Genomic DNA, 26,363 nt, shown 5'->3' on the forward strand with positions numbered 1-26,363 from the left:
TCTCCAACAACTACTCTTGAACACGGAGAATATCGTGAGCAATAAAGGGCAACTTCTGCAAGACCCGTTTCTGAACACCTTGCGTCGCGAGCATGTGCCGGTTTCCATTTATTTGGTGAACGGCATCAAGCTGCAAGGCCAGATCGAGTCCTTCGATCAATACGTCGTGTTGCTTCGCAATACAGTGACGCAAATGGTCTACAAGCACGCCATTTCCACCATCGTGCCGGGTCGTGCCGTCAACTTCTCGGCCAACGAGAACGACGACGCCGCCGCCTGATCGCGCGGAGCGCGGCGGCAACCCCGCCGCGCTTTTTCCATATCTGATTCCGCTTGTCTGATTCGATCCCCCGCCAGGAAGGCGCCGCCGTTCTCGTCGGTGTCGATTTCGGGCTGCCCCATTTCGACAGCGAGCTCGAAGAACTCGGCCTGCTCGCACAAACCGCGGGCCTGACACCCGTTGCCCGCCTGGCCTGCAAGCGCAAGGCGCCCGATGCGGCTCTGTTCGTCGGCAGCGGCAAGGCCGAAGAGATCAAGGAGCTCGCCGCCATGCACAGGGCGAGCGAGGTCATCTTCGACCAGTCCTTGAGCCCTGCGCAGCAGCGCAATCTCGAACGCCAGCTCGATGTCGCGGTCTACGACCGCACCTTCCTCATCCTCGAGATCTTCGCCCAGCGTGCCCGCTCGCACGAAGGCAAGCTGCAGGTCGAGCTGGCTCGCCTGCAGTACCTGAGCACGCGGCTGGTCCGTCGTTGGTCCCACCTGGAGCGCCAGACCGGCGGTGCAGGTGTGCGCGGCGGCCCGGGTGAGAAGCAGATCGAGCTCGACCGCCGCATGATCAACGAGTCGATCAAGCGCACGCGCGAGCGCCTGGCCAAGGTGCAGAAGCAGCGCAGCACGCAGCGCCGCCAGCGCGAGCGCCGCGAGACCTTCAACATCTCGCTCGTCGGCTACACCAACGCGGGCAAGTCGTCGATCTTCAACGCGATGGTCAAGGCGCGCGCCTATGCGGCCGACCAGCTGTTCGCCACGCTCGACACCACCACGCGCAACCTCTACCTGGGCGATGCGCGCCGGCAGGTGTCGATCTCCGACACGGTGGGCTTCATCCGCGACCTGCCGCACGGCCTGGTCGACGCGTTCAAGGCCACCTTGCAGGAGGCGGTCGATGCCGACCTGCTGCTGCACGTGATCGACGCCTCCAACCCGCACTATCCCGAGCAGATGGCCGAGGTCCAGTCGGTGCTGCAGGACATCGGCGCAGGCGACGTGCCGCAACTGCTGGTGTTCAACAAGCTCGACGCCCTTGAAAGCGCGCAACATCCGCTGCATCTGCAGGACGAGATGGAAATCGACGGCGTGCAGGTTCCCCGCATCTTCCTCAGCGCCAGGACCGGCGAAGGCCTGCCGCTGCTGCGGGCCGAGCTGGGCCGGCAGTCGGGTTCCGTCGCCGATACGATGACCCCTGAGGCGGACGCTGAATTGCACGATGCGGCCCCTTGATTGGGCACAATCCCGCCACTGACACGAGAACGAAGCGAATGAATGCAAAGCCAGCGCGGAGAGGGTTTCTGGGCATGTTCAACCTGAACGATGGCCGATGGGGTCGCGGCGACGAGCCGTCCTCCAACGGCGACCGCCCGGCCGGCAACCGGCCGCCCGATGCCGATCCCCCCGGCGCCCCGATCCCGCCGCCTTCGAGCGGCAACCAGAACAACAACGGCAACGGCAATCGCCCGCGCGGCCAGGGCCCGAACCAGGGCCCGCCCGACCTCGACGAACTCTGGCGCGACCTCAATCGCAAGCTCGGTGGTTTCTTCGGCGGCGGCAAGGGTGGCGGCAATCGCCCCAACGGCACCGGCGGCGGTGGCGGCAACGGCTACAAGCCCGACATGAAAAACGCCGGCTTCGGCATCGGCCTCGTGGCCGCCGTGGCGGTCCTGATCTGGCTCGGCACCGGCTTCTTCATCGTGAACGAAGGCCAGCAGGCCGTGGTCACGCAATTCGGTCGCTACAAGTCGACGGTGAACGCCGGCTTCAACTGGCGCCTGCCGTACCCCATTCAACGCCACGAAGTGGTGGTGACCACGCAGATCCGTTCCACCGACGTGGGCCGCGACGCCATCGTGCGTTCCACCGGCCTGCGCGAATCGGCCATGCTGACCGAAGACGAGAACATCGTCGAAATCAAGTTCGCCGTGCAGTACCGCCTGAGCGATGCGCGTGCCTGGCTCTACGAGAGCAAGTCGCCCGCTGAAACCATCGTGCAGGTGGCCGAGAGCTCCGTGCGCGAAGTGGTCGGCAAGATGAAGATGGACGCGGCGCTCGCCGAAGAGCGCGACCAGATCGCTCCCCGTGTGCGCGCACTGATGCAGACCATCCTCGACCGCTACAAGGTCGGTGTCGAAGTCGTCGGCATCAACCTGCAGCAGGGCGGCGTGCGTCCGCCCGAGCAGGTGCAGGCCGCCTTCGACGACGTGCTCAAGGCCGGCCAGGAACGCGAACGCGCCAAGAACGACGCCGAGGCCTACGCCAACAATGTCGTGCCGCTGGCCACCGGTACCTCGTCGCGCCTGAAGGAAGAGTCCGAGGCCTACAAGGCCCGCATCGTGGCGCAGGCCCAGGGTGACGCAGGTCGCTTCAGCTCGGTGCTGACCGAGTACCAGAAGGCGCCGCAGGTGACGCGCGACCGCATGTACACCGACGCCATGCAGCAGATCTACGCCAGCACGACCAAGGTGCTGGTCGACAGCAAGCAGGGCTCCAACCTGCTGTACCTGCCGCTCGACAAGCTGATGCAGCAAGGCGGCGGCAACACAGCCACGCCCGTGGACGCCGCCAGCCCCAGCGTGGCCGGCACCGCACCGACCCAGTCGTCGGTGATCCCGGTGGCGCCCGCCACCACCGACGTGCGCGCCCGTGACGGCCGCTCGCGTGACCGCGACGTGCGCTGAGAAAGGCCCGGAACAACATGAACAGAATCGGTTTCATCGCCACCTCGGTCCTCGTCCTGCTCGTGCTGCTGAGCTCGACCCTCTTCGTGGTCGACCAGCGCCAGTTCGGCGTGGTCTATGCCCTCGGCCAGATCAAGCAGGTCATCACCGAGCCCGGCCTCAACTTCAAGCTGCCGCCGCCGTTCCAGAACGTGTCGTACATCGACAAGCGCCTGCTGACGCTCTCGAGCCTCGACACCGAGCCCATGCTCACCGCTGAAAAGCAGCGCGTGGTGATCGACTGGTACGTGCGCTGGCGCATCTCCGACCCACAGGCCTACATCCGCAACGTCGGCCTCGACGAGAACGCGGGCGCCATGCAGCTGAACCGCGTGGTGCGCAACGCCTTCCAGGAAAACATCAACAAGCGCACCGTGCGCGACCTGATCTCGGTGCGCCGCGAAGCCCTCATGGCCGACGTGCAGCGCGAAGTGCTGGCCGTGGTGAAGGGCGCCAAGCCCTGGGGCGTCGACGTGGTCGACGTGCGCATCACCCGCGTGGACTACGTGGAAGCCATCACCGAATCGGTCTACCGCCGCATGGAAGCCGAACGCAAGCGCGTGGCCAACGAGCTGCGTTCCACCGGCACGGCCGAAGGCGAGAAGATCCGCGCCGACGCCGACCGCCAGCGCGAAGTGATCGTGGCCAACGCCTACCGCGACGCCCAGAAGATCAAGGGCGAGGGCGATGCCCAGGCTGCCGCGACCTACAGCGAGGCCTTCGGCCGCGATCCGCAGTTCGCCCAGTTCTATCGCAGCCTCGAGGCCTACAAGCAGAGCTTCAACAAGAAGAGCGACGTGATGGTGCTCGACCCGTCCTCGGACTTCTTCCGCGCCATGCAGAGCTCCGGCTCGGCGCGCAAGTAACCACGGGCCGTCCGTTTCCGCTGTCCTGCCTGGAGCCGTGAGCGCCGACACCTTCTGGAGCGCGTTGGCGCTGGTCCTGGTGATCGAAGGCATCCTGCCTTTCGTCTCGCCGGGCGGGTGGCGGCGCGGCTTCAGCCAACTGCTGCAGCTGCGCGATGGCCAGCTGCGTTTCTTCGGTCTTTGCAGCATCCTGCTGGGTTTGGTACTGCTCTGGGTTCTGGGGTAGCTCGGGCCCGGTAGAATCCCGGTTTAACCACGCCCCCGATCCCCATGTCCGCCTGGGTCCTCCCGGATCACATTGCCGATGTGCTGCCCTCCGAGGCGCGCCACATCGAAGAACTTCGACGCCAGCTGCTCGATACCGCCCGTGGCTATGGCTACGAGCTGGTGATGCCGCCGCTGCTCGAGCACCTGGAGTCGCTGCTTTCGGGCACCGGCGAGGCGCTCGACCTCCAAACCTTCAAGCTCGTCGACCAGCTCTCCGGTCGCAGCATGGGCCTGCGTGCCGACACCACCCCCCAGGTGGCGCGCATCGATGCCCACCTGCTGAACCGCGACGGCGTGGCGCGTTTGTGCTACTGCGGCCCGGTGGTCCATACCCGGCCCGACCGCCCGCACGCCACCCGTGAGCCGCTGCAGTTCGGCGCCGAGATCTACGGCCACGCCGGCCTCGAAGCCGACACCGAAACCCTGCTGCTGGCGCTCGACTGCCTCGACGCCGCCGGCCTGCGCGACGGCGTGATCGTCGACCTGGCCGACGCCCGCATCGTGCGTGCGCTGTTCGCCGGCGTGCCGGTCGATGCCGCCGCGATCGCCCGCGTGCACGCCGCGCTGGCCGCCAAGGACGCGAGCGAACTGCAGGCGCTCACCAAGGATTTCCCCGCTGCGTCACGCGACGGCCTGCGCGCCCTCGTGGGCCTGTACGGCGATGTGGCCGTGCTCGACGAGGCCGCCAAGGCCCTGAAGGGCACGCCTACCGTGGCCGCGGCGCTGGCCGACCTGAAGCAACTCGCCGCCGGCCTGAACGGCACGGCAGGGCGCCAGATCAGCTTCGACCTGGCCGACCTGCGCGGCTACGCCTACTACAGCGGCATGCGTTTCGGCATCTACGTGCCGGGCGCGGCCGACTCGCTGGTGCGCGGCGGCCGCTACGACGAGGTGGGCGCCGTGTTCGGCCGCAACCGTCCGGCCGTCGGCTTCAGCCTCGATGTGCGCGAGCTCGTCGGCGTGCTGCCGGCCCGTCCGTTGCGCGCCGCCATCCGTGCGCCCTGGAGCGATGCGGCCGGCCTGCGTCAGGCGATTGCCCAATTGCGCAAGGCCGGCGAAACGGTAGTCTGCGTGCTGCCCGGCCACGGCAGCGAAATCGATGAATTCCATTGCGACCGCGAGCTCGTCGAGCAGGCCGGCCAATGGAATGTCCGAGCGATCTGAATTTTTGAAGTAATGGAACGAGCATGAGCGTAACCACCGGAAGAAACGTGGTCGTCGTCGGTACCCAGTGGGGCGACGAAGGCAAGGGCAAGCTGGTTGACTGGCTGACGGAAAGCGCCCAGGGCGTGGTCCGCTTCCAGGGCGGCCACAACGCGGGCCACACGCTGGTCATCAACGGCGTGAAGACCGCGCTGCACCTGATCCCGAGCGGCATCATGCGCCCCGGCGTCAAGTGCTACATCGGCAACGGCGTGGTGCTGTCGGCCGCCAAGCTCTTCGAGGAAATCGAAGGCCTGGAGAAAGCCGGCGTCGAAGTGCGTTCGCGCCTGCGCATCAGCGAGGCCTGCCCGCTGATCCTGCCGTTCCACGCCGCGCTGGACATCGCGCGCGAGGCCTACCGTGAAAAGGGCGGCATCGAGAAGATCGGCACCACCGGCCGCGGCATCGGCCCGGCCTACGAAGACAAGATCGCCCGCCGCGCGCTGCGCGTGCAAGATTTGAAGCACCCCGAGCGCTTCGCGGCCAAGCTGCGCGTGCTGCTCGAGCTGCACAACCACGTGCTGACTCAGGTGCTGGGCGCGCCCGCCATCGACTACGACACCGTGTTCGACGAGGCCATGCGCCACGCCGCGCTGCTCAAGCCCATGATGGCCGACGTGTCGCGCGAGTTGAACGACGCCCACAAGGCCGGCGCCAACCTGCTGTTCGAGGGCGCGCAAGGCACGCTGCTCGACGTCGACCACGGCACCTACCCGTACGTCACCTCGAGCAACTGCGTGGCCGGCAATGCCGCCGCCGGTTCGGGCGTGGGCCCGGGCATGCTGCACTACGTGCTGGGCATCACCAAGGCCTACTGCACCCGCGTGGGCGGCGGTCCGTTCCCCACCGAGCTCGACTGGGCCACGCCGGGCACCCCCGGCTACCACATGAGCACCGTGGGCGCCGAAAAGGGCGTGACCACCGGCCGCAGCCGCCGTTGCGGCTGGTTCGACGCCGCGCTGCTCAAGCGCTCGGCGCAGGTCAACGGCCTGTCGGGCCTGTGCATCACCAAGCTGGACGTGCTCGACGGCCTCGAGAAGCTCGAGCTGTGCACCGGCTACGAACTCGACGGCGAAACCACCGACATCCTGCCGATGGGCGCGGACGAGATCGAGCGCTGCACGCCGATCTACGAAACGCTCGAAGGCTGGACCGAAAGCACCGTGGGCGTCACGCAGTACGACAAGCTGCCGGTCAATGCGCGGCTGTACCTGCAGCGCATCGAGCAGGTCACCGGCGTGCCGATCCACATGGTGTCCACGAGCCCTGATCGCGACCACACGATCATGATGCGCCACCCCTACCTCGCGGACTAAGTTCTCCCCCGGGCTTGCCCACTTCGTGTGGCCGCCAACCCCCTTCTGGGGCAACACCAGCGGCCCGGCAAAGCCGGTTCCGCGGTGTTCCACGAACGAGAAAAAAGACTGAAGGAATCCAGACCATGTTGACCGAAGACGGAAAGCATCTCTACGTCAGCTACGACGAGTACCACAACCTGATCGAGAAGCTCGCGATCAAGGTGCACCAGTCGGGCTGGGAGTTCGACACCATCCTGTGCCTGGCGCGCGGCGGCATGCGCCCGGGCGATGTGCTCTCGCGCATCTTCGACAAGCCGCTGGCGATCATGTCGACCAGCTCCTACCGCGCCGACGCCGGCACGATCCAGGGCCATCTCGACATCGCCCGCTACATCACCACCCCCAAGGGCGAGATCGCCGGCAAGGTGCTGCTGGTGGACGACCTGGCTGATTCGGGCCACACGCTGCACGCCGTGATGGACATGCTGCGCAACAACTACAAGCCGATCACCGAGCTGCGCAGCGCGGTCATCTGGACCAAGGCGCTGTCGACCTTCACGCCCGACTACTCGGTCGAGTTCCTGGCCACCAACCCGTGGATCCACCAGCCCTTCGAGGGCTACGACTCGCTCGGCGCCGAGAAGCTGATCGAGAAGTGGTCGGTCTGACGACCGGCCCTGGCACCGCCGGCCGGCGCGCTCAGCTGCCGCCGCCGGGGGTGTCGAACATCGCGGTGTAGCGCCGCTGCATTTCCTCCGGCGTCAGTTTCTCGATGCTGTGCCCCACGTTCCACCGGTGACCGAAGGGGTCGCGGAAGACGCCGGAACGCTCCCCATAGAACTGATCCTGCGGTGCCATGTCCAGCGTGGCCCCCGCGGCGACCGCGCGCGCGACCACCGCGTCGGCGTTGTCCACGTGCAGGTGCAGCGAGACCGCGCTGCCGCCGAGCGCCTTGGGCGAGCGGATGTTGAATTCGGCGAACTCGTCCGAGATCATCAGGATCGCGCCGTTGTGAAAGTCCAGCTCGACGTGCCCGATGCGGCCGCTGGGTTCTGTCAGTCGAAAGATTTCCTTCACCTCGAACACGTGGCAATAGAAGTCGACGGCGGCGGCGGCGTTGTCGACGCAGAGGTACGGAAACAGCTCGTGGATGGCCATGGCGGGACCTGCCTTTCTTTCTTGAATAGCGTGTTGAAACGGGGACCGTGGCGCCGATTCTGCGCAGCCCCGGCGCTAGCGTCTTGAAGGAATTTGACCTGCCGCGCCGACAGCCGGCACATGACGCGGCGACGCTGCCCCCGTCTGCCGCCAGGCCTGCGGCGACAGGCCGGCCAGCGCCGAGAACTCGCGGCTCAGGTGCGCCTGGTCGCTGTAGCCCGCTGCGAGCGCGATGTCGGCCCAGGCGCGCGCAGGATCGTCGGCGGCCAGCGCCAGCACGCGGTCGAAGCGCATCACGCGGGCGTATTCCTTGGGCGCGAGCCCGACCGCCGCGCGGAACAGCGCGATGAAGCGCCGGTGGCTGTAGCCGCTGCGCGCCACCAGCGCGGCGATCGATGCGGGCGTGTCGCGCGTCATCTGGCCCAGCGAGGCGGCCACGGCCGGGTGCAGGCCGCGCGGGCTGGTGCGGGGCAGGGCGGCAGCGGCCAGGCGCCGGGTCAGCAAGGCCTCGAACACGTCCAGTTGCCGGGCCGGGTCGTCGGACGATGCATGCAGCTGTTCGAGCGCGTCGGCGGTCTGCCGCTCGCCCCACAGCGCGTCGAGCGGCGTGTGGCGACCACTCAGAGCGTCTTCAGGTGCGCCGAGCAGTAGCCAGGCGGCACCGGGGTGCAATTGCGCGCCGACCGAGCGTGTGGCCACCGACACATCGCGCAGGTAGAAAGCGGCGCGCGCACCGCCGACGATGGCATGGCCGACCGTGTGGCCGCGCAGGTCGCGTGTGTCGTCGAAGAGTCGCAGCGGCGGCCCCGAAAGCCGGAACACCAGGTGCATGCCGCCCGTGGGCAGCACGTGCTCGCGGGCGCCGGTGCGTGTGTCGGGTGTGCCCTCGGGCGCCGAGGCCCACAGCAGCCGCAGGAAGGGCCGCAGATGAGGGGACGGGGGCCGCGTCAGCTGCATGGCGCGACGGGCCCCGGCAAGGGCGGGCGGGTGAGCATCGGCGCATTGTGCGCCGAGCAGCCGCCCGGGCCCAGGCTGCTTACTTGCTCGTTGCGAGGCGCTTCTGGATGTTGGCGGCGCGGTCGCCGGAGGCCGGGTGCGAGCTGAGCATCGAACTCTTGCCGCCGTCGAGCTTGGCCAGCTTCTGGAACGCGGTGACGAGGCCTTCGCGCTTGAGCTTCTGCGTGGTCAGCAGGTCGAAGGCGTAGTTGTCGGAGTCGGTTTCCTGCGACTGCGAGAACTGCGCGTTGACCAGCTTCTCGGCGAAGTCGCCGATCTGCGAGGACGACAGCTGCGTGATCGCCGCATTGCCGGTGGCGCCGGCGAGGCCGCGCGCGGCCGACACGGCGTAGGCGGTCTGCATGGCCTTCTTGCTGTGGCCCAGGGCGACGTGGCCGATCTCGTGGCCGATGATGCCGCGCAGCTCGTCGTCGTTCATGAGGTCCATGAGGCCGCTGTAGACGCGGATGCAGCCGTTGCCCATGGCCCAGGCGTTCACGTCCTTCGTGAGGTAGACCTTGTAGCTGGCAGGCTGGCCACCGATGGTGGTGGGCAGGCCCTGGCGCACGCGCTCCAGGCGCTTGCTGTAGGCATCGGCGGGGCCCGCGACCTTGGAGCTCTTGTCGAGCTCGGCGCAGGACTGGTTGGCCAGGGCCTGCACGTCGCCGTCGGTGAGCGACATGGCCTTGAAGGCGCTGCCGCCGGCGCCCGCGAGCGCGTTCGAATCCAGGTTCTTCATGCCGCCGCAGGCGGACAGGGCCGCAGCGGCCGTGATGGTGATGAGCAGATGACGCATCGAGAAAATCCTCCCTTTATTTTCGGAGGGGCAACTCTATCCGCAATGCGCATGCGATCCGGCCAAGGCCGTCGACATCGAACGGAGAATGTCACGGCCGTCGAGGGTTCCTCGCGGGGCGCTAGCATCGGCACATGAGCAAGCCTTCCACGACCCTGATCCACCATCCCTACACGCCGCCGGCCACCTTCGCTGCGCCGCAGCCCGGCGTGTTCAAGGCCTCGACCGTGTTCTTCGCCGACGTCGCCGCGATGCGTGCGCGCGACTGGAAGACCAAGGCCGGCTACACCTACGGCCTGCACGGCACGCCCACCACCTTCACGCTCGAGGAGCGCCTGGCCACGCTCGAAGGCGGCACCGAATGCCTGCTGGTGCCCAGCGGGCTGGCCGCGATCTCGCTGGTCTCGTTCGCGTTCCTGAAGACCGGCGACGAGGTGCTGATTCCCGACAACGCCTACGGCCCGACCAAGGCGCTGGCCACCGGCGAGCTCGCCAACTTCGGCATCACGCACCGCCTGTACGACGCGATGAACCCGTCCGACCTGGAAGCCAAGCTCTCGCACCGCACGCGGCTGGTGTGGCTCGAAGCGGCCGGCTCGGTGACGATGGAGTTCCCCAACCTGCCGGCGCTGGCTGAAATCTGCCGCGAGCGCGGCGTGATGACCGCGCTGGACAACACCTGGGGCGCGGGCCTGGCCTTCGCGCCCTTCGATTTCAACGGCACGGGGCAGGGCGTCGACGTGTCGGTGCACGCGCTCACCAAGTACCCCAGCGGCGGTGGCGACGTGCTCATGGGCAGCGTCGTCACGCGCGACGAGCGCCTGCACCGCGCGCTCAAGCTCACCCACATGCGCACCGGCTTCGGCATCGGCGTGGGCGACGTCGAGACCCTGCTGCGTTCGCTGCCGAGCATGGCGCTGCGCTACGCCGCGCACGACCGCGCGGCGCGCGAGCTGGCCGGCTGGCTCAACGGCTGCGAAGAGATCGCGCAGGTGCTGCACCCCGCGCTCGAGGATTCGCCGGGCCACGCCAACTGGCGCGCGCTGTGCGGCGCCACCGACCTGGCCGCGGGCCTGTTCTCGGTGGTGTTCGACGAGCGCTTCAGCACCGAGCAGGTCGATCGCTTCTGCGACAGCCTGAAGCTCTTCCGCCTCGGCTATTCGTGGGGCGGCCCGATCAGCCTCGTCGTGCCCTACGACATCGGCCTGATGCGCGACGCCAGCGTCGCCCGTTGGCCCTACAAGGGCACGCTGGTGCGTTTTTCGGTCGGCCTGGAGGACGTGGACGACCTGCGTGCCGACCTGCAACAAGCCTTGCTGCAGATGTAGGCGCTGTTGCGCGCAGTGGGCAGGAAACACCGCAAGGGCCAACGCGTCGCGCTGCCGCCCGCGTCGCAGGCCGTCGCGTCGCGGGTGCTGGACGTGCCTGTGCAGGTGCTGGAGGCGTTCGCACGGTCTGGCCCGCTGGAAGGCGTGCCCGACCTGCGCGGCACGCGACTCTTCATCGGTGGCTTCGTGGCGCTTTTCGCGTTGATCGCGGCAGGGCTCGTCGCCGCCGTGATGCTCGAGGAGGATTGGTCCAACGCGCGCGGCAACGAAGCGATCCTCCTGCTGCTCGGACTGTTGCTCTTCGGGATGCTGGGCGGCGGCATCTGGTATTTGCTGCGCCAGTTTCCGCGCGTGGGCGAGGGGATGCTGCGGATCGACGCGAACGGCATGTGCTGGGGCGATCCGGCATCGCCGCAGGTGGTGCATTGGCGCGAGGTGTGCCGTGCGCGCGCGGGCTTCCATGACGTGAAGACCGAGTTCGTATCGAGCGAAGCCATCGTCAAGCGGCTGGTGTTCCAGCAGGTCGTGCGGGGTGACGAACCCAGGGAGGTCCGGCTGCCCCTGGCGCTCACCGTCGACACCGGCCGTGTCCTTCGCTTTCGCAACCGGGCCGTGCTGCTGCGTGCGTTGCTGCTGCACCTGGCCACCCAGCCGAGGCCACGCCTGCGCTTCGACGCCGAGGTGTTCATCGATGCCGGCATCGACCCGCAAACCTGGGCGCCCATGCCCGCCCCGAGGCGCTGGATGTGGCTGTCATCGCTCGCCGGGCTGTTGCCGGTGCTGGCCGTGATCGTCCTCTGGCCGATGGGCGAACATATGGGATGGATGGTGGCCGCGACGGTCCTGGCCCTGGTGGCCGGCGCGGGGGCCATGGGCTGGTTCATGCACCAGCGTTACCCGGGTTTGCAAGGTGTGTTCGAGTTCGAAACGGCCGCCGGCGCCGCGTCTTGAGACTGCACCGTTATCGCTTACAGTAGGCTGAAGCGCAGTCACCCTGACTGCCTCGCCTGAAGGAGAAGCAGTGGCAACACCCAATTACGGCTACGAGAAGCGCCAGAAAGAGCTGGCCAAGAAGAAAAAGAAGGAAGAAAAGCTCCGGGAGAAGGCGAACCGCAAGCTCAATCCGAGCAGCGACGGGCTGGCCCCCGGAGACCCGGAGACCGACGTGGCATCGCTCGAACGCGATCCCCCCACGGCGCCCGAGTTGCCGACCAAGAACGGATGACCCCTCGTTCCTGGCACCCCTGAAAACAGAAAAGCCGCTGCAGGCGCAGGCCTGCGGCGGCTTTTTCTTTGGGGCGCGCGCAAGGAGGCGAGGCTACTTGGGCAGCAGCTTGCGCAGCTCCGGCCAGACGTTGTCCAGGATCTGCGGCTGCGCCGCGGCGGTCGGATGGATGCGGTCGGACTGGAACAGCGTCATGGCGTCGGGCGCATCGGCCACGCCCTTGAGCAGGAAGGGCACCAGCGCCGACTTCGTCGCGCCCGCCACCTTCGCGAACACGGCCTCGAAGCGCCGCGTGTAGTCGCCGCCGTAGTTCGGCGGCACCTGGATGCCGACGATCAGCACCCGCGCGCCCGCGGCCTGCGCGGCCTTGGTGATCTGCAGCAGATTGTCTTCGGTGTTCGACAGCGGCAGGCCGCGCAGGGCGTCGTTGGCGCCCAGCTCCAGCACCACGTGGCTGGGCTTGTGCTGTGCCAGCAGGGCCGGGAAGCGGGCGCGCCCGCCGGAGCTGGTGTCGCCGCTGATGCTGGCGTTGACCACCGAGGCCGAGATCTTCTGCTGCGCAAGCCTTTTTTCCAGCAAGGGTACCCAGCCTTCACCGCGCTTGAGGCCGTACTCTGCGCTCAGCGAATCACCGAGCACCAGGATCACCGGCTTGCCAGCCGGAGCCTGGGCTGCCGCAGCCGTCCATGCCCCCGCGCTGCCGAGCGCGGCGGTGGTCAAGATAAAGTCACGTCGATTCAAAACGAAAAGCCTTTCATGTCCCAACCCCCGTCTGATGCCATTGTCGCCGTCGAGCATGTCTTCAAGTCCGTCACCGACTCGGCCGGCACGCTGGACATTCTGCAGGACATCCATTTCACCCTGGGCGCGCGGGAAACCGCCGCCATCGTCGGCGCCTCGGGCTCCGGCAAGAGCACCTTGCTGTCGATCATTGCCGGGCTGGACACGCCCACGCGCGGCACGGTGAAGCTGGCGGGCGACGACATCTTCGCCATCGACGAGGATGAGCGCGCCGCGCTGCGTGCCCAGCGCGTGGGCTTCGTGTTTCAGAGCTTCCAGCTGCTGGGCAACCTGAGCGCGCTCGAGAACGTCATGCTGCCGCTGGAGCTGGCCAACCGCAAGGACGCGCGCAAGGCCGCCACCGAGATGCTGGGCCGCGTCGGCCTGGGCCAGCGCCTGGGCCACTACCCCAAGGTGCTGTCGGGCGGTGAGCAGCAGCGCGTGGCGCTGGCGCGGGCCTTCGTGGTGCAGCCGGCCCTGCTGCTGGCCGACGAGCCCACCGGCAGCCTCGACTTCGCCACCGGCGAGCAGGTCATGAAACTCATGTTCGACCTGAACCGCGAGCTGGGAACCACGCTGGTGCTGGTCACGCACGACCGCGGCATCGCCTCGCAGTGCGAGCGGCGCATCACCATCGAAGCCGGGCGCGTGGCGCTCAACGAAAAAACGCCAGAATCGACCGTCGCTCAGGCCGCCTGAGTCAGTAAAAAGACAGCGCCCGGCTCCCGCGGCGCTCCCCGAACACAGAGGAGAGTTCATGACCCAGCTTCCCCCCGAGGCCATCGCCGCCCTGGAGCGCGGCAACCTGATCGAGGCGATCAAGATCGTGCGCGAGCGCACTGGCATGGACCTCAAGTCGTCCAAGGAGGCCGTCGAGCGCTATGCCCACAGTGGCGCGGTCGCCGCCGGTGCGCCGGCCGACTGGCAGGAAGGCGACTGGGGCCGGGGCGAGGCTGCAGCCGAGACCGGCAGCGGCATGCAGGGCAACGGCCCCGCCGCAGTGCCGGCCGCCGCGCTCGCGGCCCTGGCGCGGGGCCAGAAGGTCGAGGCCGTGCGCCTCACGCGCGAGGCCACCGGCCTGGGCCTGGCCGAGGCCAAGCAATTGGTCGAGGCGCACCAGAACCCCGCCGCCGGCGACTTCGGACACCTGCCGTCGAGCCCGGCGGCGAACCCGATGGCCGAGCCGGGCCGGGTGTCGGGCGGTGGCTTCAAGTGGCTGCCGGTGATCGTCGTGCTGCTGATCGCAGCGGCGGCGTGGTCGTATTTCAAGGGCGCCTGAGGCCGTGATCGTTCCCCAGTTCTGGGCCGAAGGCCGCATCCAGGAGCGGGTGGCCGGCCGGCAGGTCACGGTGCGCCGTTTCGGCTGGTCCGACGACAGCCCGCTGGCCGCGCAGGCCCATGCCGACCAGCGCACGCGCGAGGCCTATGACCGCATCGTGGTCGACGGCGAAAAGCTGGAGCGCCGCGAACGCAAGCTGGCCTACAACGGCGCCAATGGCGTGCCGATCCGCGAGGAGATCGTCGAACGCCAGGGCGACAGCGTCGTCACCCGCAACGGCTACGGTGCGCGCTGCCTCAACACGCCCGACGTGCTGTTCGTCGACGTCGACTTCGAGAACCAGGGCGCGCGCGGCAGCGCACGCGGGCTGACGGTGATCGGCGCGGCGTTCATCGGTGCGATGGTCGCGGGCTACGCCACGCGCTCGGCGATGGCGGGCGTGGCCGCGTTCATGCTGGTGGCGGCCTTCGGCTTCTGGCGCGCCCACAAGGAGGGCCTGCCCGTGGTCGAGGACAAGAGCGATCCGCTGGCGGGCGCACGGGCGCGTGTCGAGCGCTTCATCCACCAGCATCCTGACTGGCACCTGCGCTTGTACCGCACGCCGGCCGGGCTGCGCGTGCTGGCCATGCACGATGTCTTCGCACCGTCCGACGCCGCCGTGACCGACGTGTTCCAGACGCTGGGCGCCGACAAGGTCTACGCGCGCATGTGCCGCAACCAGAACTGCTTTCGCGCCCGCCTGAGCGCCAAGCCCTGGCGCGTGGGCATCGGCGAACACCTGCGCCCGCGCCCGGGCGTCTGGCCCGTGTCGCCCGACCGGCTGCCCGCGCGCGACGCCTGGGTGGCGCGCTACGAAAAGGCGGCCGAAGGGTATGCCGCCTGCCAGTACCTGGGCAGCGTGGGCAACACGCTGAAGGTGCACATGAACGCCCTGGTGGTGCAGGAACTGCACGACGAACGCACCCGCGCGAACAGCGGCTTGCCCTTGGCCTGACAGACGAGGGATTTATTCGAGAAACACCGCGGAACCGACTTTGCCGGGCCGCTGGTGTTGCCCCCTTCCAGGGGGGAGGAGGCCACACGAAGTGGGCAAGCCTGGGGGTAGGGATAATCAGGGGATGTCTTCCCCTAAAGTGATCTTCGGCTTCCATGCCGTGGGCGTGCGTATCAAGACCGCGCCGAAATCGGTGCTCGAAGTGATGTTCGACGCCAGCCGGCGCGATGCGCGCATGAAACAGTTCATTGCGCGTGCGCAAGAAGCCGGCGTGCGGCTGGTCGAGGCCGACGGCCTGCGGCTGTCCAAGCTCAGCGGCAGCCACGGCCACCAGGGCGTGGTCGCGCGGGTCGAGCCCGTGGCCCAGGTCCGCTCGCTCGACGAACTGCTCGAGGGCCTCGAGGAGGCCGGCACCGTGCCGCTGCTGCTGGTGCTCGACGGCGTGACCGACCCGCACAACCTCGGCGCCTGCCTGCGCGTGGCCGACGGCGCCGGCGCCCATGCGGTGATCGCGCCGAAGGACCATGCGGCCGGCATCAACGCCACCGTCGCCAAGGTGGCGAGCGGCGCGGCCGAGACGGTGCCGTACTTCATGGTGACCAACCTCGCGCGCACGCTCAACGAGCTCAAGGAACGCAGCATCTGGTGCGTGGGCACCAGCGACGACGCACCGGGCACCATCTACCAGAGCGACTTCAAGCGCCCGCTGGCGCTGGTGCTGGGCGCCGAGGGCGAGGGCATGCGCCAGCTCACGCGCAAGACCTGCGACGAGCTGGTGAGCATTCCCATGGCCGGCGCGGTCGAGAGCCTGAACGTCTCGGTGGCCAGCGGCGTGTGCCTCTACGAGGCGATGCGCCAGCGCAGCGCCTGAGCGGGGCCTAGCGGGCCACGGGCCCGCTGCCCTTGCGGTGGAAGTACACCAGTTCCGCCGCACGCCGCATCGGCGCCGTGCCGAGCAGGCGGTTGAACATCCAGTCGCTCTGGAAGTGGTCGAAAGCCCAGCGCAGCGTGCGCTTCATCAGAAAGCGCGGGTAGCCGCGCACGAACCACGTCGCGGGGTCGTCCGCCTCGCCGCGCACGAAGCGCGCCACGGCCTCACCGGCGCGCTCGCCGTGCTGCAGCGCCGTGTGGATGCCGCCGGCCGTCACGGGCGACACCATGCCCGCCGCATCGCCCACCAGCAGCGCCCGTTCGCGGGCCACCACCGGCAGCACGCCGCCGCAGGGGATCATCCCGGCGCGCACGGCGACCGGCGGCGCGTCGCCGGGCGACACCACGGCGGCGATCTTGCGCAAGAGCGGATCGAGCCGCAGCGCGCCCGTGTCGTGGCGGCCCATGCGGCGCGCCAGGCCGATCTGGCTCACGCCGACGCCATCGAGCGCCCAGCCGATGTAGCCCGGCGCGAGCCGGCGGTCGATGAAGCAATGCAGCAGATCGGGCGCCATGCGCGCGCCTTGGTATTCGTGCTCCACGCCGTAGAGAAAGCGCGTGTTGCGCGACAGGCCCAGTGCCTTGGCGACGCGCGAGTGCGGGCCGTCGGCGCCCACGAGGTAGGTCGCGCGGATGCACGGGCCCTGCGCCACCGGCACCTCCCAGCGGCCGTTCGCCCACAGCGCCTGCTCGAACAGCGTGCCCAGTCGCACCTCGACGCCGCAGGCCCGGGTGGACTCCACCATCCAGTCGAGCAGCGCGGGCGCGTCGGTGGCCCAGAACCAGTAGCCGGGCGCGTGCAGGTCGACGTGGTGCATGTCGGGCGCGTACAGCCGCACGCCCTCGATGCGGCGCACCAGCGCGGGCGGCACTTCGGCCAGCCACGGCACGCTGTCGACCGCGTCCTTGACGATGATCCCGGTGGTGTGCAGCTTGGCGCCGGCGGCGGCCTTCTTCTCGAGCACCATCACGCGCAGGCCGGCCTTGGCGGCGGCACGGGCGCAGGCCAGCCCGGCAAAGCTCGCGCCGATGACGAGCAGGTCGACCTGGGTGCAGGCCGTTCCCGGGTCGCTCACGAAGGCCGGTGCGGGGCAGGGCGCGACCGACGAGGAAGGTGCGTGGGGAGAAAAGAGGCAGGAAGAAGAGGCGTGCATGGGAGGCTGACTTGCAAAGCGCACCACGGGGTGTGGTGCGCCTGCGAAGTTAGCGACGCCATGTGCGCCGGGCGTGAAGCCTGTGTGAACTGATCTGTGAAGCGATCAGGCTCGTTCAGGACGGGTCTTTGCTGCGCGTGCGGGCCACGGCGCTGAAGACGCCGATGCCCAGCAGGATCAGCGCGCCGATGCCGATGTAGAGCGTGGGCACGCCGGCCACCGAGGCGCCCCAGGCGACCCCGGCCAGGAAGATCAGAAAGCCGATCATGTAAAGCGCAAAGGACATCGTGCGGCTCCGGTAGCTGAGATGCCTTGCAGTATCCCGACACACCCCGTGGCCCGGACCGGCCTGAGTCGTCTCTGCGTGTGGGAGCTTGCCTACCGCATCGGTCAGGCAATCGTTCAATCAATCGGGAACGGCGACCAGCAGGTAGCGGCAGGCGGTGGCCCCCAGCGCCTTGAAGACCAGCGGCCGGTCGACGCCGAAGTCGAGGCAGTCGCCCGGGGCGAGTTCGAAGCGCTCGTCGCCGTAGTCGACCTGCAGTGCGCCTTCGAGCATCCACAGGCTCTGCCGGTACGGCGCGCCGCTCCATCGCGGGTAGCCAACCTGCGCGGCGCGCGGCAGTTCGACCTCGACCAGCTCCACGCCGCTGCCCGCGCCGCGCTCGGCGACCTGGCGGCGCAGGTAACCGGCTTCGGGGTCGCGCCAGACCTCCTGCGCGGCCCGTTTGCGCAGCCGTTGCGGCTGGGCCTTGTCCTCGGTGAGAAGCTGCGCCAGCGAGACCCCGAGGCCGGCGGCCAGCTTGCCCAGCAGCACGGCGGTGGGGCTGCTCTGCGCGCGCTCGACCTTGGAGATCATCGCCTTGCTCACGCCCGACAACCCGGCCAGGTCCGCGAGGCTGAGCCCCTGCGCCTGGCGCAGCGCCAGCAGCCGGGTGGCGATGAGCGCATCGATGTGGCCATCGGCCGGCGCCGGCGAGGGGGTGGAAGGTGAAGTGTTTCCCATATGAGATTATTATTCTCTTATATTGAACGACAGAGAAACACCATGCGTCTCATCGCCTGCACCGAAGAAGCCCATTCAGGCGCCATCCTGGCGATCCTGAACGAGGCCATCGTCAACTCCACCGCGCTGTACGACTACAAGCCGCGCACGCCCGAGAACATGGTGACGTGGTTCGCCGCCAAGCGCGCCGGCGGCTTTCCCGTGATCGGCGCGGTGGACGACAACGGCAAGCTGCTGGGCTTCGCAAGCTACGGCACGTTCCGCGCCTTTCCGGCCTACAAGTACACGGTCGAGCACTCGGTGTACGTCGATGCCGCGCACCGCGGCGAGGGCCTGGGTCGCACGCTGATGGAGGCGATCGTGGCCGAGGCGATCGCGCGCGAGGTGCATGTGATGGTCGGCGCCATCGATGCGTCGAACGCCGGCAGCATCGCGCTGCACGAGCGCCTGGGCTTCACGCATTCAGGCACCGTGCAGCAGGCCGGCTTCAAGTTCGGCCGCTGGCTCGACGTGGCGTTCTACCAGCGCATCCTGGCGACGCCGTTGAACCCGGTCGACGGCTAGCCGAGGCTCAGGCCGACGTCTCGGCGCTGGCCCGGTCGAGCATGTCGATGGTGCCCGCGTCCAGCTTGAGTTGCGTGGCCACCACCAGCTCTTCGAGCTGCGCCAGCGAGGTGGCGCTGGCGATCGGCGCGGTCACGCCGGGCCGTGCGATCTGCCAGGCGATGGCGACTTGGCCGGGCTTGGCGTTGTACTGCTGGGCCACCTTGTCCAGCGCATCGAGGATGCGCAGGCCGCGCGGGTTGAGGTACTTCTTCGTGGTGTTGGCGCCGCGCGCGCTCTTGGCCGCATCGGCCTCGGTGCGGTACTTGCCGGTGAGAAAGCCCGCCGCCAGCGCGTAGAAGTTGATCACGCCCACTTCGCGCTTGAGGCACAGCGGCTCCAGGGCGTCCTCGAACACCGCGCGGTCGTACAGGTTGTACAGCGGCTGCAGGCTCTCGTAGCGCGCGATGCCCAGGCGTTCCGACACGTCGAGCGCCTCGGCCAGCCGCGGCGCCGTGTAGTTTGAGGCGCCGATGGCGCGCACCTTGCCCTCCTTGATGAGCGCGTCGAAGGTGCCCAGCGTGTCTTCGAGCGGCGTGTTCGCATCGTCGTCGTGCGACTGGTACAGGTCGATGTAGTCGGTCTGCAGGCGCTTGAGCGACGCCTCGACGGCCTCGCGAATGTACTTGGGCGACAGGCCCACCTTGCCTTCGCCCATCGGCTTGCCGACCTTGGTGGCGAGCACCACGCGGTTGCGCTTGCCGCTGTGCTTGAGCCACTTGCCGATGATCGTTTCCGACTCGCCGCCCACATGGCCCGGCACCCAGGCCGAGTAGACGTCGGCCGTGTCGACGAAGTTGAAGCCGGCGTCGAGCCAGGCGTCGAGCAGCTTGAACGAGGCAGCCTCGTCGACGGTCCAGCCGAACACGTTGCCACCGAAGGCGAGGGGAGACACCCGAAGGCTGGAACGGCCGAGCGGACGAAGTTGCGACATGGCAGAGGGCTCCTGAAAGAAAAAGTATGCAGAAAGGAAAAGGGCTCAAACGAAGCCTACCGCGCCCAGCGCCGCGCCGCAGCCCAGCAGCCACAGCAGGTGGATGCGCGTGCGCCAGACCACCAGCGCGGCCACGCCGCTGAGCAGCCACAGGTGCCAGGCCGGCACGCCGGTCGACTGGTTGCCGCCGGCCAGCACCCAGCCGGTGGCGATGAGCAGTCCGACCACCACCGGCGCCATGCCCTGCTTGAAGGCGCGCACCTCGCGGCGCGTGCGGTTGCGGTGGCCCCAGCGCGTGGCGACGTAGGTGAGGGTGGTGCTCGGCAGCATGATGCCGACCATGGTGACCATCAGGCCGAAGAAGCCCAGCAGCCAGGCCATGGGCCCGGCGCCGATGCCGCCACCTGCGTTGAGCCCGACGTTCCAACCCATCAGCGCGACGAACAGCACGTTGGGCCCGGGCGCGGCCTGGGCGATGGCGACCGAGGAGGTGAACTGCGCCTCGGTGAGCCAGCCGTGCTGCGCCACGAGATAGCGGTGCATGTCGGGCACCGTGGTGATCGCGCCGCTGATCGACAGCAGCGACAGCAGCAGGTACTGCCCGAAGAGGGCCAGCCAGTCGTGCCATTGCATGACGATGTTCATGGCGCGATCTTCTTCCAGGTCCACAGGCAGGCCACGCCGCCCACAGCGAGCAGCACCCACCCCAGCGGAATCTTCAGCAGCGCGATGGCCGCGAACACCAGCGCCACGAACACGAGGCAGGTCGCAAAGCCCAGCGGGTGCTTGCGCAGCTGCGGGATCAGCTTGATGCCCGTGGCGGCAATGAGCCCGCCCGACACCGCGCCCATGCCGCGCAATGCGGCCGCCACCTGCGGGTTGGCGGCGTAGTGCGCGTAGAGCACGGCCAGCGCGAGGATCACGAACAGCGGCACGGTGAGCATGCCCGCCACCGCGGCCACGGCGCCGCGCAGGCCGAAGTAGCGGTCGCCGATCATCAGCGCGAGGTTGATCACGTTCGGCCCCGGCATCACCTGGGCCACGGCCCAGTCCTCGAGGAACTGGTCGGGCGTGAGCCACTTCTTCTTCTCGACCATCTCGCGCTGGACGATGGCGAGGACGCCGCCGAAGCCCTGCAGCGCGAGCCAGGTGAATGAAACAAAAAGGTCGCGTGGCGACGCGGGCTGCGGGTGGTCGGGCGGCGATGCCGCGGCAGGGGCGGACGAATGCATGTGGAACGATTATCGTAGGCGCACTGCTTCACCGGGACCCGACGCCATGCTCATTCGACTTCGCGCACTCTTCGATCTCTGCCGGCGCGCTTTCGCTTCCTGGTCCAACGACTACGCCCCGAGCATGGGCGCCGCGCTGGCCTACTACACGGTGTTCTCGATCGCACCGCTGCTGCTGATCGTGATCGCGGTGGCCGGTCTCGTCTTCGGGCAGGAGGCCGCGCGCGGCGAGATCTTCGCGCAGCTCTCGGGCCTCATGGGCGAGCAGGGCGCAGCGGCCGTGCAGGGCATGCTGCAGGCGGTCAACAAGCCGACCGAGGGCATCGTGGCCACGGTGGTCGGCATCGCGCTGCTGATCGTGGGCGCGACCACCGTCTTCGGCGAGCTGCAGGACGCGCTCGACCGCATCTGGCGTGCCCCCGCGCGCACCCGCAACAAGGGCGTCTTCAACATGCTGCGCGTGCGGCTGCTGTCGTTCAGCATGATCATGGGCATCGGCTTCCTGCTCATGGTGTCGCTGGTGGCGAGCGCGGCGCTGGCTGCGCTGGGCAAGTGGTGGTCGCCGATGTTCGGTGCCTGGGCCACGCTGGCGCAGGTGGTGAACTTCGTCTTCAGCTTCGCGATGGTCACGGTGATCTTCGCGATGATCTACAAGATCATGCCGCGCGCCAAGGTGCAGTGGCGCGACGTGTGGGTGGGCGCGGCGGTGACGGCGCTGCTGTTCACCGTGGGCAAGCACCTCATCGGCCTGTACATCGGCAAGAGCAGCGTGGCCTCGGGCTACGGCGCGGCCGGCTCGCTGGTGGTGGTGCTGGTGTGGGTGTACTACTCGGCGCAGATCTTCCTGCTGGGCGCCGAGTTCACCTGGGTCTATGCGCGCACCTACGGCTCGATGAAAGACACCCTGGCTGAGCCGGCAGGCCACGCCTCGCCAACGCGCGACGTGCCGCTGCCCGCGCACGTCGACACTGCTTAGCCTGCGAAGCCGCCGTCGTCGAGAAACTTCTGCTCTTCGGGCGTGGACGTGCGACCGAGCATCCGGTTGCGGTGCGGAAAGCGTCCGAAGCGCGCCACGATGTCGCGGTGCAGCACGGCGAAGCGCTGCGTGTTGGCGTCCTGCGTGGCGTTAAGTTCGACCGAACGCTCCTGCTCGGCCAGCACCTCCGAGTGCATGAAGGGCAGGTAGAAAAAGCGCTGCATCAGAGCGTCGGCCTGCCGGTCGAAGCCGGCCTCGACGGCGCGGCGCGCCACGGCCAGCGCGAGGCCGTCGGTGGCGAGCATGTGCGGGTTCTGGCGCCAGGCGTTGCGCGGGAACTGGTCGAGCAGCACGAGCAGGGCCAGGGCGCCTTCGCCGGTGTCGGCCCAGTGGTCGAGCCGGCCGCTGGCCGCGGCCTGGTGGGCGGCGGCCAACTGGTCGATGCATGCGGCATCGAAGGCATCGCTTTTCGCGAACCAGCGCTCGGGTCCGGCATCGCGCCAGAAGGCGACCACGTCGTGTGCGGAAGGGAGTGTGTCGTCGGAAATCATCGTTGCATTCTCTTGCACAGGCGTGCGAAGAAGGGGCGCTGGCCGACAAGGCCGCAGGCGGCGTCTGCCTATGCTGAATGCTTTCATCCACAGGAGACCCCGACCATGAACAACACTCGCACACTCTGGCGCAGCACCCTCGTCGCGGGCCTGGCCGCCGTCGCACTGGCCGGCTGCGGAATGATGTCGAAGTCGAACGTCGCGAGCTTCAGCGGCGCGATGAACGCGGCCAGCCAGGTGCCGCCCAACATGACGCGCGGCAGCGGAATGGCCGAGGCCTGGCTCAACCGCGACACCAACGTGCTCAAGTACAAGATCACCTACGAAGGCCTGAGCGGCCCGGCCACGGCGGCCCACTTCCACGGCCCCGCCGCCGCGGGTGCGAATGCCGGCGTGGTGCTGCCCTTCGCGAGTCCGGCCAGCCCGATCGAGGGCCAGGCCACGCTCACGCCGGCGCAGGCGGCCGATCTCGTGGCCGGCAAGTGGTACGCCAACATCCACACGGCCGCCAACCCGGGCGGCGAGATCCGCGGGCAGATGCTGCCGAAGATGTGAGATTCGTCCGGGCCGAAGCCGCGAAAAGGCCCCTGGTCAGGTGGCTGTCGCGGGGCTGGTGTCCAATGACCGCATGACGACGACACCCAAGAAAAAGCCTCGCGCCGCCACCGCTGCTTCCTCTTCTTCGCACGCACCACCCCATCCCTTCATCGCCCGCCGCGAAGGCATGCGCACCGCCCGCAAGGCGCTGGTGCTGCAGGGCGGCGGTGCGCTCGGCGCCTACCAGGCGGGCGTGTACGCCGCGCTCAGCGAGACCGACCTGCAGCCGCACTGGATCGCGGGCGTGTCGATCGGCGCCATCAACGCCGCACTGATTGCCGGCAACGCGCCCGCGCAGCGGGTCGACCGGCTGCGCGAGTTCTGGCACCTGGTGTCTTCGGGGCCGGCGCAACGCCTGCCGTCGTGGCTGGGCGACCGCGCCACGCAGAACCAGTGGAGCGCCACCATGGCCTCGCTGGTCGGCATTCCGGGTTTCTTCGAACCGCGCTATTCGCCGGCCCTGCTGCTGGGCGGCGCCGCGCCGCTGTTGAGCTACTACGACACCTCGCCGCTGAAGGCCACGCTGGAGCGGCTCATCGACTTCGACCGCATCAACGCCTGCGAGGCGCGCTTCAGCGTGGGCGCCGTCAACGTGCGCACCGGTAACTCGGTGTACTTCGACAACACGCGCCAGCGCATCGGCCCCGAGCACATCATGGCCAGCGGCGCGCTGCCGCCGGGCTTTGCGCCGGTGCACATCGACGGCGACGACTACTGGGACGGCGGCATCGTCTCGAACACGCCGCTGCAGTACGTGCTCGACACGCATCCGCGCTCCGAGGCGCTGGTGGTGCTGCAGGTCGACCTGTTCAACGCGCGCGGCGAGATGCCGACCACGCTGTCGGGCGTGATGGAACGCCAGAAGGACATCACCTACTCGAGCCGCACGCGCCTGAACACCGATGCGCTGGCGGCCAACATGAACCTGCAGCAGGCCATTGCCGACCTGATCGCCAAGCTGCCGCCCGGCCTGCGCAACGACCCGAGCGTGGTCGAGGTGCAGGCGCAGCTCACGCACGAGCCGATCGACATCTTTCACCTGATCTACCGCGACAAGTCGTACGAGCTCGAGTCGAAGGACTACGAGTTCTCGCGTGCCGCGGTCGAGGAGCACTGGGAATCGGGCGTGCGCGACATGGGCAAGACGCTTGCGCACCCCGAGACGCTGCGTGCCGACGCCACGGTGAATGGCGTGACCACCTTCGACCTCGGCGAGCCGGGCACCGGGCGCATCAAGCGGCCGGGGCTGTCGCGCTGAGGGAAGACGGCCGGGCGCGTGCCCGGTTCTTGCTCGCTCTTTTCCTATCCACCACTTCCAAGGACGCTTCACCATGCAACTCAAGGACAAGGTCGCTTACATCACCGGCTCGGCTAGCGGCATCGGCAAGGAAATCGCCATCCTGTTCGCGCAGGAAGGCGCCAAGATCATCATTGCCGACCTCAACAAGGACGCGGCCGACGCCACCGCCGCCGAGCTGAAGGCCACGGGCGCGCAGGCCATCGGCGTGGGCGTCGACGTGACGAATGAAGACCAGGTCAATGCCTCGGTGGAAGAGGGCGCGAAGGCCTTCGGCGGCATCGACATCCTCATCAGCAACGCCGGCATCCAGATCGTGCATCCGGTCGACGAGTTCAGCTTCGCCGACTGGAAGAAGATGCTCGCCATTCACCTGGACGGTGCGTTCCTCACCACCAAGGCCTGCCTGAAGCACATGTACGCGCAAGGCCGCGGCGGGAGCGTGATCTACATGGGCTCGGTGCACTCGAAGGAAGCGTCGCTGCTGAAGGCGCCGTACGTCACGGCCAAGCATGGCCTCATCGGCCTGGCCAAGACGGTCGCGAAAGAGGGCGCCAAGCACGGCGTGCGCGCCAACGTGATCTGCCCGGGCTTCGTGCGCACGCCGCTGGTCGAGAAGCAGATTCCCGAGCAGGCGAAGACGCTGGGCATCACCGAAGAGCAGGTCATCAAGAACGTGATGCTGAAGGAGACGGTGGATGGCGAGTTCACCACCACCGATGACGTGGCGCGCGTGGCGCTGTTGTTCGCGGCGTTCCCGACGAATGCGTTGACCGGCCAGTCGCTGGTGGTGAGCCACGGCTGGTACATGCAGTAAGCGCTACAGCTTCAGCTCCCACGTCTCGCCCACCTGCGGCTGCCCGTAGCCCTCGTGCGGCTCCGAATGCGTGAGCTGGAAGCCGCGCTTGGCATAGATGCTGCGCGCGGCCGTGAGGCAGCTGTTGGTCCACAGCGTCATCTTCTTGTAGCCCTTGCGGCGCGCGAAGGCGATGCACTCGTCCACGAGGCGCCCGCCCAGGCCCAGCCCGCGCGCGGCGGGCGTGAGGATCAGCATGCGCAGTTGCGCCACGGTGGCCGACTTGCGCACCACGAAGATCGCGCCGACGCGCTCGCCGTTGAGCTCGGCGATCCAGCAGCGCTCCCATTCGGGCTGGAACTTGAGCAGGAACTCGCCCGCGATGCCCGCCACGAGCGCTTCGAAGCGATGGTCCCAGCCGTATTCGCGCGCGTACAACTCGCCGTGCTGCTGCACCACCCAGCCGATGTCGCCGGGTGCCGGGTCGCGCAGCACGGCGGCCTGGGGACGGGCCGGCGATGCGGCCGGTTCGAGCAGCGACTGCACGGTGTCCATGGCCTGCACCAGTTGGTTCTGCTGCGCCGGCGGCAGCACGGCGAGCAGGGCGGCGGCTTCGTCGCGCGATTTCTGTTGCAGCGGCGCAAATGCGGCGTGGCCGGCTTCGGTCAGGCGCAGCACGCTCTGGCGCGCGTCGCGCGGGTGCGGCTCGCGCGTGAGCCAGCCGTGGGTTTCGAAGCGGCGCAGGATGCGGCTGAGGTAGCCGGCGTCGAAGCCCAGGTCGCGCCCGATCTCGCTGGCGACGGGGGTTTCGCGGTGCGCCAGCTCGTAGAGCACGCGCACGTCGGTCAGCGACAGGTCGCTGCCCAGGTAGGGGTCGAGGGCACCGATGCGGCGCGTGTAGAAGCGGTTGAACCGGCGGATGGCCTTGACGGCGGACGGGTCTACGGAGGGGGTTGGCGCGGACATGGTTGCCATTGTCATGCAAATTGATTGACTTTGGCAATTAAAAGAAGTCCCGCTCATTCCGGGGCGAGGGATCTTCAGGGCGACAGAAATGCTGGAAAACCCTAAAATCGAGGGTTGCCCACACAGGCGGCGCCCCGG

32 protein-coding genes are annotated in these 26,363 nt (G+C 68.3%); 20 read left to right on the top strand and 12 right to left on the bottom strand.

What is annotated here, in order from left to right; genetic code table 11:
* Positions 1-34: 34 nt before the first annotated feature.
* The 8 genes from hfq to VHAB30_RS08015 all read left to right on the top strand — a co-directional run bounded on the left by hfq (position 35) and on the right by VHAB30_RS08015 (position 7,295).
* Positions 35-280, top strand: coding sequence for an RNA chaperone Hfq (gene hfq, locus VHAB30_RS07980; RefSeq protein ID WP_056582504.1), 246 nt, complete (start codon positions 35-37; stop codon positions 278-280).
* 53 nt (positions 281-333) lie between these two features.
* Positions 334-1,503, top strand: a complete 1,170-nt coding sequence (gene hflX, locus VHAB30_RS07985; RefSeq protein WP_159276522.1) for a GTPase HflX — start codon at positions 334-336, stop codon at positions 1,501-1,503.
* Positions 1,504-1,577: 74 nt separating this feature from the next.
* On the top strand, positions 1,578-2,954 hold the full coding sequence (hflK, locus tag VHAB30_RS07990) for an FtsH protease activity modulator HflK (RefSeq protein ID WP_070061003.1): 1,377 nt from the start codon (positions 1,578-1,580) through the stop codon (positions 2,952-2,954).
* A 17-nt stretch (positions 2,955-2,971) separates the two neighbouring features.
* Complete coding sequence (gene hflC, locus VHAB30_RS07995) at positions 2,972-3,859, top strand: protease modulator HflC (protein WP_062480758.1); 888 nt, start codon at positions 2,972-2,974, stop codon at positions 3,857-3,859.
* 37 nt (positions 3,860-3,896) lie between these two features.
* Positions 3,897-4,085, top strand: a complete 189-nt coding sequence (locus VHAB30_RS08000; protein ID WP_062480756.1) for a DUF2065 domain-containing protein — start codon at positions 3,897-3,899, stop codon at positions 4,083-4,085.
* 44 nt (positions 4,086-4,129) lie between these two features.
* On the top strand, positions 4,130-5,290 hold the full coding sequence (locus tag VHAB30_RS08005) for an ATP phosphoribosyltransferase regulatory subunit (protein WP_159271540.1): 1,161 nt from the start codon (positions 4,130-4,132) through the stop codon (positions 5,288-5,290).
* Between the two features lie 23 nt (positions 5,291-5,313).
* Entirely contained in the window at positions 5,314-6,645 is a 1,332-nt protein-coding gene (locus VHAB30_RS08010) for an adenylosuccinate synthase (protein ID WP_062480752.1), read from the top strand.
* 125 nt (positions 6,646-6,770) lie between these two features.
* A complete protein-coding gene (locus VHAB30_RS08015; protein WP_095745645.1) occupies positions 6,771-7,295 on the top strand; it encodes a phosphoribosyltransferase in 525 nt (174 codons plus the stop codon).
* Between the two features lie 31 nt (positions 7,296-7,326).
* On the opposite strand, the gene VHAB30_RS08020 is transcribed toward VHAB30_RS08015, so the two are convergent.
* The 3 genes from VHAB30_RS08020 to VHAB30_RS08030 all read right to left on the bottom strand — a co-directional run bounded on the left by VHAB30_RS08020 (position 7,327) and on the right by VHAB30_RS08030 (position 9,577).
* On the bottom strand, positions 7,327-7,785 hold the full coding sequence (locus tag VHAB30_RS08020) for a VOC family protein (protein ID WP_159276524.1): 459 nt from the start codon (positions 7,783-7,785) through the stop codon (positions 7,327-7,329).
* Positions 7,786-7,860: 75 nt separating this feature from the next.
* Positions 7,861-8,742: a helix-turn-helix domain-containing protein gene (locus VHAB30_RS08025; protein ID WP_159276526.1), complete on the bottom strand. Its 882-nt coding sequence runs from the start codon at positions 8,740-8,742 to the stop codon at positions 7,861-7,863.
* 79 nt (positions 8,743-8,821) lie between these two features.
* Positions 8,822-9,577, bottom strand: a complete 756-nt coding sequence (locus VHAB30_RS08030; RefSeq protein WP_062480745.1) for a M48 family metallopeptidase — start codon at positions 9,575-9,577, stop codon at positions 8,822-8,824.
* 134 nt (positions 9,578-9,711) lie between these two features.
* On the opposite strand from VHAB30_RS08030, the gene VHAB30_RS08035 reads away from it, so the two are divergent.
* The 3 genes from VHAB30_RS08035 to VHAB30_RS08045 all read left to right on the top strand — a co-directional run bounded on the left by VHAB30_RS08035 (position 9,712) and on the right by VHAB30_RS08045 (position 12,130).
* Positions 9,712-10,905 (top strand): PLP-dependent transferase, encoded by a 1,194-nt coding sequence (locus VHAB30_RS08035; protein ID WP_062480743.1) that lies wholly within the window; start codon positions 9,712-9,714, stop codon positions 10,903-10,905.
* Positions 10,906-10,911: 6 nt separating this feature from the next.
* A complete protein-coding gene (locus VHAB30_RS08040; RefSeq protein ID WP_159276528.1) occupies positions 10,912-11,856 on the top strand; it encodes a hypothetical protein in 945 nt (314 codons plus the stop codon).
* A 70-nt stretch (positions 11,857-11,926) separates the two neighbouring features.
* Positions 11,927-12,130, top strand: a complete 204-nt coding sequence (locus VHAB30_RS08045; protein ID WP_062480739.1) for a hypothetical protein — start codon at positions 11,927-11,929, stop codon at positions 12,128-12,130.
* 93 nt (positions 12,131-12,223) lie between these two features.
* Here VHAB30_RS08045 and VHAB30_RS08050 read toward each other — a convergent pair whose 3' ends face one another.
* Complete coding sequence (locus VHAB30_RS08050; protein WP_235926510.1) at positions 12,224-12,850, bottom strand: arylesterase; 627 nt, start codon at positions 12,848-12,850, stop codon at positions 12,224-12,226.
* A gap of 36 nt (positions 12,851-12,886) precedes the next feature.
* On the opposite strand from VHAB30_RS08050, the gene VHAB30_RS08055 reads away from it, so the two are divergent.
* From VHAB30_RS08055 to rlmB, 4 genes are all read left to right on the top strand, one after another.
* On the top strand, positions 12,887-13,609 hold the full coding sequence (locus tag VHAB30_RS08055) for an ABC transporter ATP-binding protein (protein WP_095947226.1): 723 nt from the start codon (positions 12,887-12,889) through the stop codon (positions 13,607-13,609).
* 58 nt (positions 13,610-13,667) lie between these two features.
* On the top strand, positions 13,668-14,189 hold the full coding sequence (locus tag VHAB30_RS08060) for a ribosomal protein L7/L12 (protein ID WP_159276530.1): 522 nt from the start codon (positions 13,668-13,670) through the stop codon (positions 14,187-14,189).
* Positions 14,190-14,193: 4 nt separating this feature from the next.
* Positions 14,194-15,183 carry a hypothetical protein gene (locus VHAB30_RS08065; protein WP_159276532.1) on the top strand — a complete coding sequence of 330 codons (990 nt, stop codon included), beginning with the start codon at positions 14,194-14,196 and terminating at the stop codon, positions 15,181-15,183.
* 124 nt (positions 15,184-15,307) lie between these two features.
* Positions 15,308-16,054 (top strand): 23S rRNA (guanosine(2251)-2'-O)-methyltransferase RlmB, encoded by a 747-nt coding sequence (rlmB, locus tag VHAB30_RS08070; protein ID WP_062481059.1) that lies wholly within the window; start codon positions 15,308-15,310, stop codon positions 16,052-16,054.
* A 7-nt stretch (positions 16,055-16,061) separates the two neighbouring features.
* Here the strand turns inward: rlmB and VHAB30_RS08075 are convergent, their stop codons facing one another.
* The 3 genes from VHAB30_RS08075 to VHAB30_RS08080 form a co-directional block, all read right to left on the bottom strand.
* The gene (locus VHAB30_RS08075) at positions 16,062-17,267 is read right to left on the bottom strand and encodes an NAD(P)/FAD-dependent oxidoreductase (protein ID WP_159276535.1); all 1,206 of its coding nucleotides are present in this window, start codon (positions 17,265-17,267) and stop codon (positions 16,062-16,064) included.
* A 115-nt stretch (positions 17,268-17,382) separates the two neighbouring features.
* Positions 17,383-17,553 carry a hypothetical protein gene (locus tag VHAB30_RS30950; protein ID WP_167395039.1) on the bottom strand — a complete coding sequence of 57 codons (171 nt, stop codon included), beginning with the start codon at positions 17,551-17,553 and terminating at the stop codon, positions 17,383-17,385.
* Between the two features lie 120 nt (positions 17,554-17,673).
* Complete coding sequence (locus VHAB30_RS08080; RefSeq protein ID WP_159276537.1) at positions 17,674-18,273, bottom strand: helix-turn-helix domain-containing protein; 600 nt, start codon at positions 18,271-18,273, stop codon at positions 17,674-17,676.
* 42 nt (positions 18,274-18,315) lie between these two features.
* On the opposite strand from VHAB30_RS08080, the gene VHAB30_RS08085 reads away from it, so the two are divergent.
* Positions 18,316-18,837: a GNAT family N-acetyltransferase gene (locus tag VHAB30_RS08085; protein ID WP_159276539.1), complete on the top strand. Its 522-nt coding sequence runs from the start codon at positions 18,316-18,318 to the stop codon at positions 18,835-18,837.
* Positions 18,838-18,844: 7 nt separating this feature from the next.
* Here VHAB30_RS08085 and VHAB30_RS08090 read toward each other — a convergent pair whose 3' ends face one another.
* The 3 genes from VHAB30_RS08090 to VHAB30_RS08100 are packed head-to-tail and all read right to left on the bottom strand — an operon-like array spanning position 18,845 to position 21,042.
* Positions 18,845-19,810, bottom strand: coding sequence for an aldo/keto reductase (locus VHAB30_RS08090; protein ID WP_159276540.1), 966 nt, complete (start codon positions 19,808-19,810; stop codon positions 18,845-18,847).
* A gap of 45 nt (positions 19,811-19,855) precedes the next feature.
* Positions 19,856-20,455, bottom strand: a complete 600-nt coding sequence (locus VHAB30_RS08095) for a chromate transporter (RefSeq protein WP_062481069.1) — start codon at positions 20,453-20,455, stop codon at positions 19,856-19,858.
* Positions 20,452-21,042 carry a chromate transporter gene (locus tag VHAB30_RS08100; RefSeq protein WP_159276542.1) on the bottom strand — a complete coding sequence of 197 codons (591 nt, stop codon included), beginning with the start codon at positions 21,040-21,042 and terminating at the stop codon, positions 20,452-20,454. The genes VHAB30_RS08095 and VHAB30_RS08100 overlap by 4 nt, the downstream gene beginning before the upstream one ends.
* A gap of 46 nt (positions 21,043-21,088) precedes the next feature.
* Here VHAB30_RS08100 and VHAB30_RS08105 point away from each other — a divergent pair, with 46 nt between their 5' ends.
* Positions 21,089-22,018, top strand: a complete 930-nt coding sequence (locus VHAB30_RS08105; protein WP_159276544.1) for a YihY/virulence factor BrkB family protein — start codon at positions 21,089-21,091, stop codon at positions 22,016-22,018.
* Here the strand turns inward: VHAB30_RS08105 and VHAB30_RS08110 are convergent.
* Positions 22,015-22,569 carry a DUF924 family protein gene (locus VHAB30_RS08110; RefSeq protein WP_159276546.1) on the bottom strand — a complete coding sequence of 185 codons (555 nt, stop codon included), beginning with the start codon at positions 22,567-22,569 and terminating at the stop codon, positions 22,015-22,017. The genes VHAB30_RS08105 and VHAB30_RS08110 overlap by 4 nt on opposite strands.
* Positions 22,570-22,674: 105 nt before the next feature.
* Here VHAB30_RS08110 and VHAB30_RS08115 point away from each other — a divergent pair, with 105 nt between their 5' ends.
* From VHAB30_RS08115 to VHAB30_RS08125, 3 genes are all read left to right on the top strand, one after another.
* Entirely contained in the window at positions 22,675-23,124 is a 450-nt protein-coding gene (locus VHAB30_RS08115) for a CHRD domain-containing protein (RefSeq protein ID WP_070060984.1), read from the top strand.
* A 73-nt stretch (positions 23,125-23,197) separates the two neighbouring features.
* On the top strand, positions 23,198-24,424 hold the full coding sequence (locus VHAB30_RS08120; protein ID WP_159276548.1) for a patatin-like phospholipase family protein: 1,227 nt from the start codon (positions 23,198-23,200) through the stop codon (positions 24,422-24,424).
* Positions 24,425-24,497: 73 nt separating this feature from the next.
* A complete protein-coding gene (locus VHAB30_RS08125) occupies positions 24,498-25,280 on the top strand; it encodes a 3-hydroxybutyrate dehydrogenase (protein WP_159276550.1) in 783 nt (260 codons plus the stop codon).
* A gap of 3 nt (positions 25,281-25,283) precedes the next feature.
* Here the strand turns inward: VHAB30_RS08125 and VHAB30_RS08130 are convergent, their stop codons facing one another.
* Positions 25,284-26,225: a bifunctional helix-turn-helix transcriptional regulator/GNAT family N-acetyltransferase gene (locus tag VHAB30_RS08130; RefSeq protein ID WP_235926512.1), complete on the bottom strand. Its 942-nt coding sequence runs from the start codon at positions 26,223-26,225 to the stop codon at positions 25,284-25,286.
* Positions 26,226-26,363: the final 138 nt, after the last annotated feature.

The sequence above is a fragment of the Variovorax boronicumulans genome, from assembly GCF_009811375.1.
GTDB lineage: Bacteria > Pseudomonadota > Gammaproteobacteria > Burkholderiales > Burkholderiaceae_C > Variovorax > Variovorax boronicumulans.

What these genes read in the sequence shown, in the direction of transcription:
- VHAB30_RS08100 (WP_159276542.1), bottom strand. Translation starts at nt 21,042, where the DNA reads ATGCATTCGTCCGCCCCTGCCGCGGCATCGCCGCCCGACCACCCGCAG.
- VHAB30_RS08125 (WP_159276550.1), top strand. Translation starts at nt 24,498, where the DNA reads ATGCAACTCAAGGACAAGGTCGCTTACATCACCGGCTCGGCTAGCGGC.
- VHAB30_RS08130 (WP_235926512.1), bottom strand. Translation starts at nt 26,225, where the DNA reads ATGTCCGCGCCAACCCCCTCCGTAGACCCGTCCGCCGTCAAGGCCATC.
- hflC (WP_062480758.1), top strand. Translation starts at nt 2,972, where the DNA reads ATGAACAGAATCGGTTTCATCGCCACCTCGGTCCTCGTCCTGCTCGTG.
- VHAB30_RS08020 (WP_159276524.1), bottom strand. Translation starts at nt 7,785, where the DNA reads ATGGCCATCCACGAGCTGTTTCCGTACCTCTGCGTCGACAACGCCGCC.
- VHAB30_RS08095 (WP_062481069.1), bottom strand. Translation starts at nt 20,455, where the DNA reads ATGAACATCGTCATGCAATGGCACGACTGGCTGGCCCTCTTCGGGCAG.
- VHAB30_RS08035 (WP_062480743.1), top strand. Translation starts at nt 9,712, where the DNA reads ATGAGCAAGCCTTCCACGACCCTGATCCACCATCCCTACACGCCGCCG.
- VHAB30_RS08015 (WP_095745645.1), top strand. Translation starts at nt 6,771, where the DNA reads ATGTTGACCGAAGACGGAAAGCATCTCTACGTCAGCTACGACGAGTAC.
- VHAB30_RS08005 (WP_159271540.1), top strand. Translation starts at nt 4,130, where the DNA reads ATGTCCGCCTGGGTCCTCCCGGATCACATTGCCGATGTGCTGCCCTCC.
- VHAB30_RS08115 (WP_070060984.1), top strand. Translation starts at nt 22,675, where the DNA reads ATGAACAACACTCGCACACTCTGGCGCAGCACCCTCGTCGCGGGCCTG.
- VHAB30_RS08055 (WP_095947226.1), top strand. Translation starts at nt 12,887, where the DNA reads ATGTCCCAACCCCCGTCTGATGCCATTGTCGCCGTCGAGCATGTCTTC.
- VHAB30_RS08105 (WP_159276544.1), top strand. Translation starts at nt 21,089, where the DNA reads ATGCTCATTCGACTTCGCGCACTCTTCGATCTCTGCCGGCGCGCTTTC.
- VHAB30_RS08060 (WP_159276530.1), top strand. Translation starts at nt 13,668, where the DNA reads ATGACCCAGCTTCCCCCCGAGGCCATCGCCGCCCTGGAGCGCGGCAAC.
- VHAB30_RS08085 (WP_159276539.1), top strand. Translation starts at nt 18,316, where the DNA reads ATGCGTCTCATCGCCTGCACCGAAGAAGCCCATTCAGGCGCCATCCTG.
- VHAB30_RS08025 (WP_159276526.1), bottom strand. Translation starts at nt 8,742, where the DNA reads ATGCAGCTGACGCGGCCCCCGTCCCCTCATCTGCGGCCCTTCCTGCGG.
- VHAB30_RS08090 (WP_159276540.1), bottom strand. Translation starts at nt 19,810, where the DNA reads ATGTCGCAACTTCGTCCGCTCGGCCGTTCCAGCCTTCGGGTGTCTCCC.
- rlmB (WP_062481059.1), top strand. Translation starts at nt 15,308, where the DNA reads ATGTCTTCCCCTAAAGTGATCTTCGGCTTCCATGCCGTGGGCGTGCGT.
- hflK (WP_070061003.1), top strand. Translation starts at nt 1,578, where the DNA reads ATGTTCAACCTGAACGATGGCCGATGGGGTCGCGGCGACGAGCCGTCC.
- VHAB30_RS08110 (WP_159276546.1), bottom strand. Translation starts at nt 22,569, where the DNA reads ATGATTTCCGACGACACACTCCCTTCCGCACACGACGTGGTCGCCTTC.
- VHAB30_RS30950 (WP_167395039.1), bottom strand. Translation starts at nt 17,553, where the DNA reads ATGTCCTTTGCGCTTTACATGATCGGCTTTCTGATCTTCCTGGCCGGG.
- VHAB30_RS08010 (WP_062480752.1), top strand. Translation starts at nt 5,314, where the DNA reads ATGAGCGTAACCACCGGAAGAAACGTGGTCGTCGTCGGTACCCAGTGG.
- VHAB30_RS08120 (WP_159276548.1), top strand. Translation starts at nt 23,198, where the DNA reads ATGACGACGACACCCAAGAAAAAGCCTCGCGCCGCCACCGCTGCTTCC.
- VHAB30_RS08075 (WP_159276535.1), bottom strand. Translation starts at nt 17,267, where the DNA reads ATGCACGCCTCTTCTTCCTGCCTCTTTTCTCCCCACGCACCTTCCTCG.
- VHAB30_RS08080 (WP_159276537.1), bottom strand. Translation starts at nt 18,273, where the DNA reads ATGGGAAACACTTCACCTTCCACCCCCTCGCCGGCGCCGGCCGATGGC.
- VHAB30_RS08030 (WP_062480745.1), bottom strand. Translation starts at nt 9,577, where the DNA reads ATGCGTCATCTGCTCATCACCATCACGGCCGCTGCGGCCCTGTCCGCC.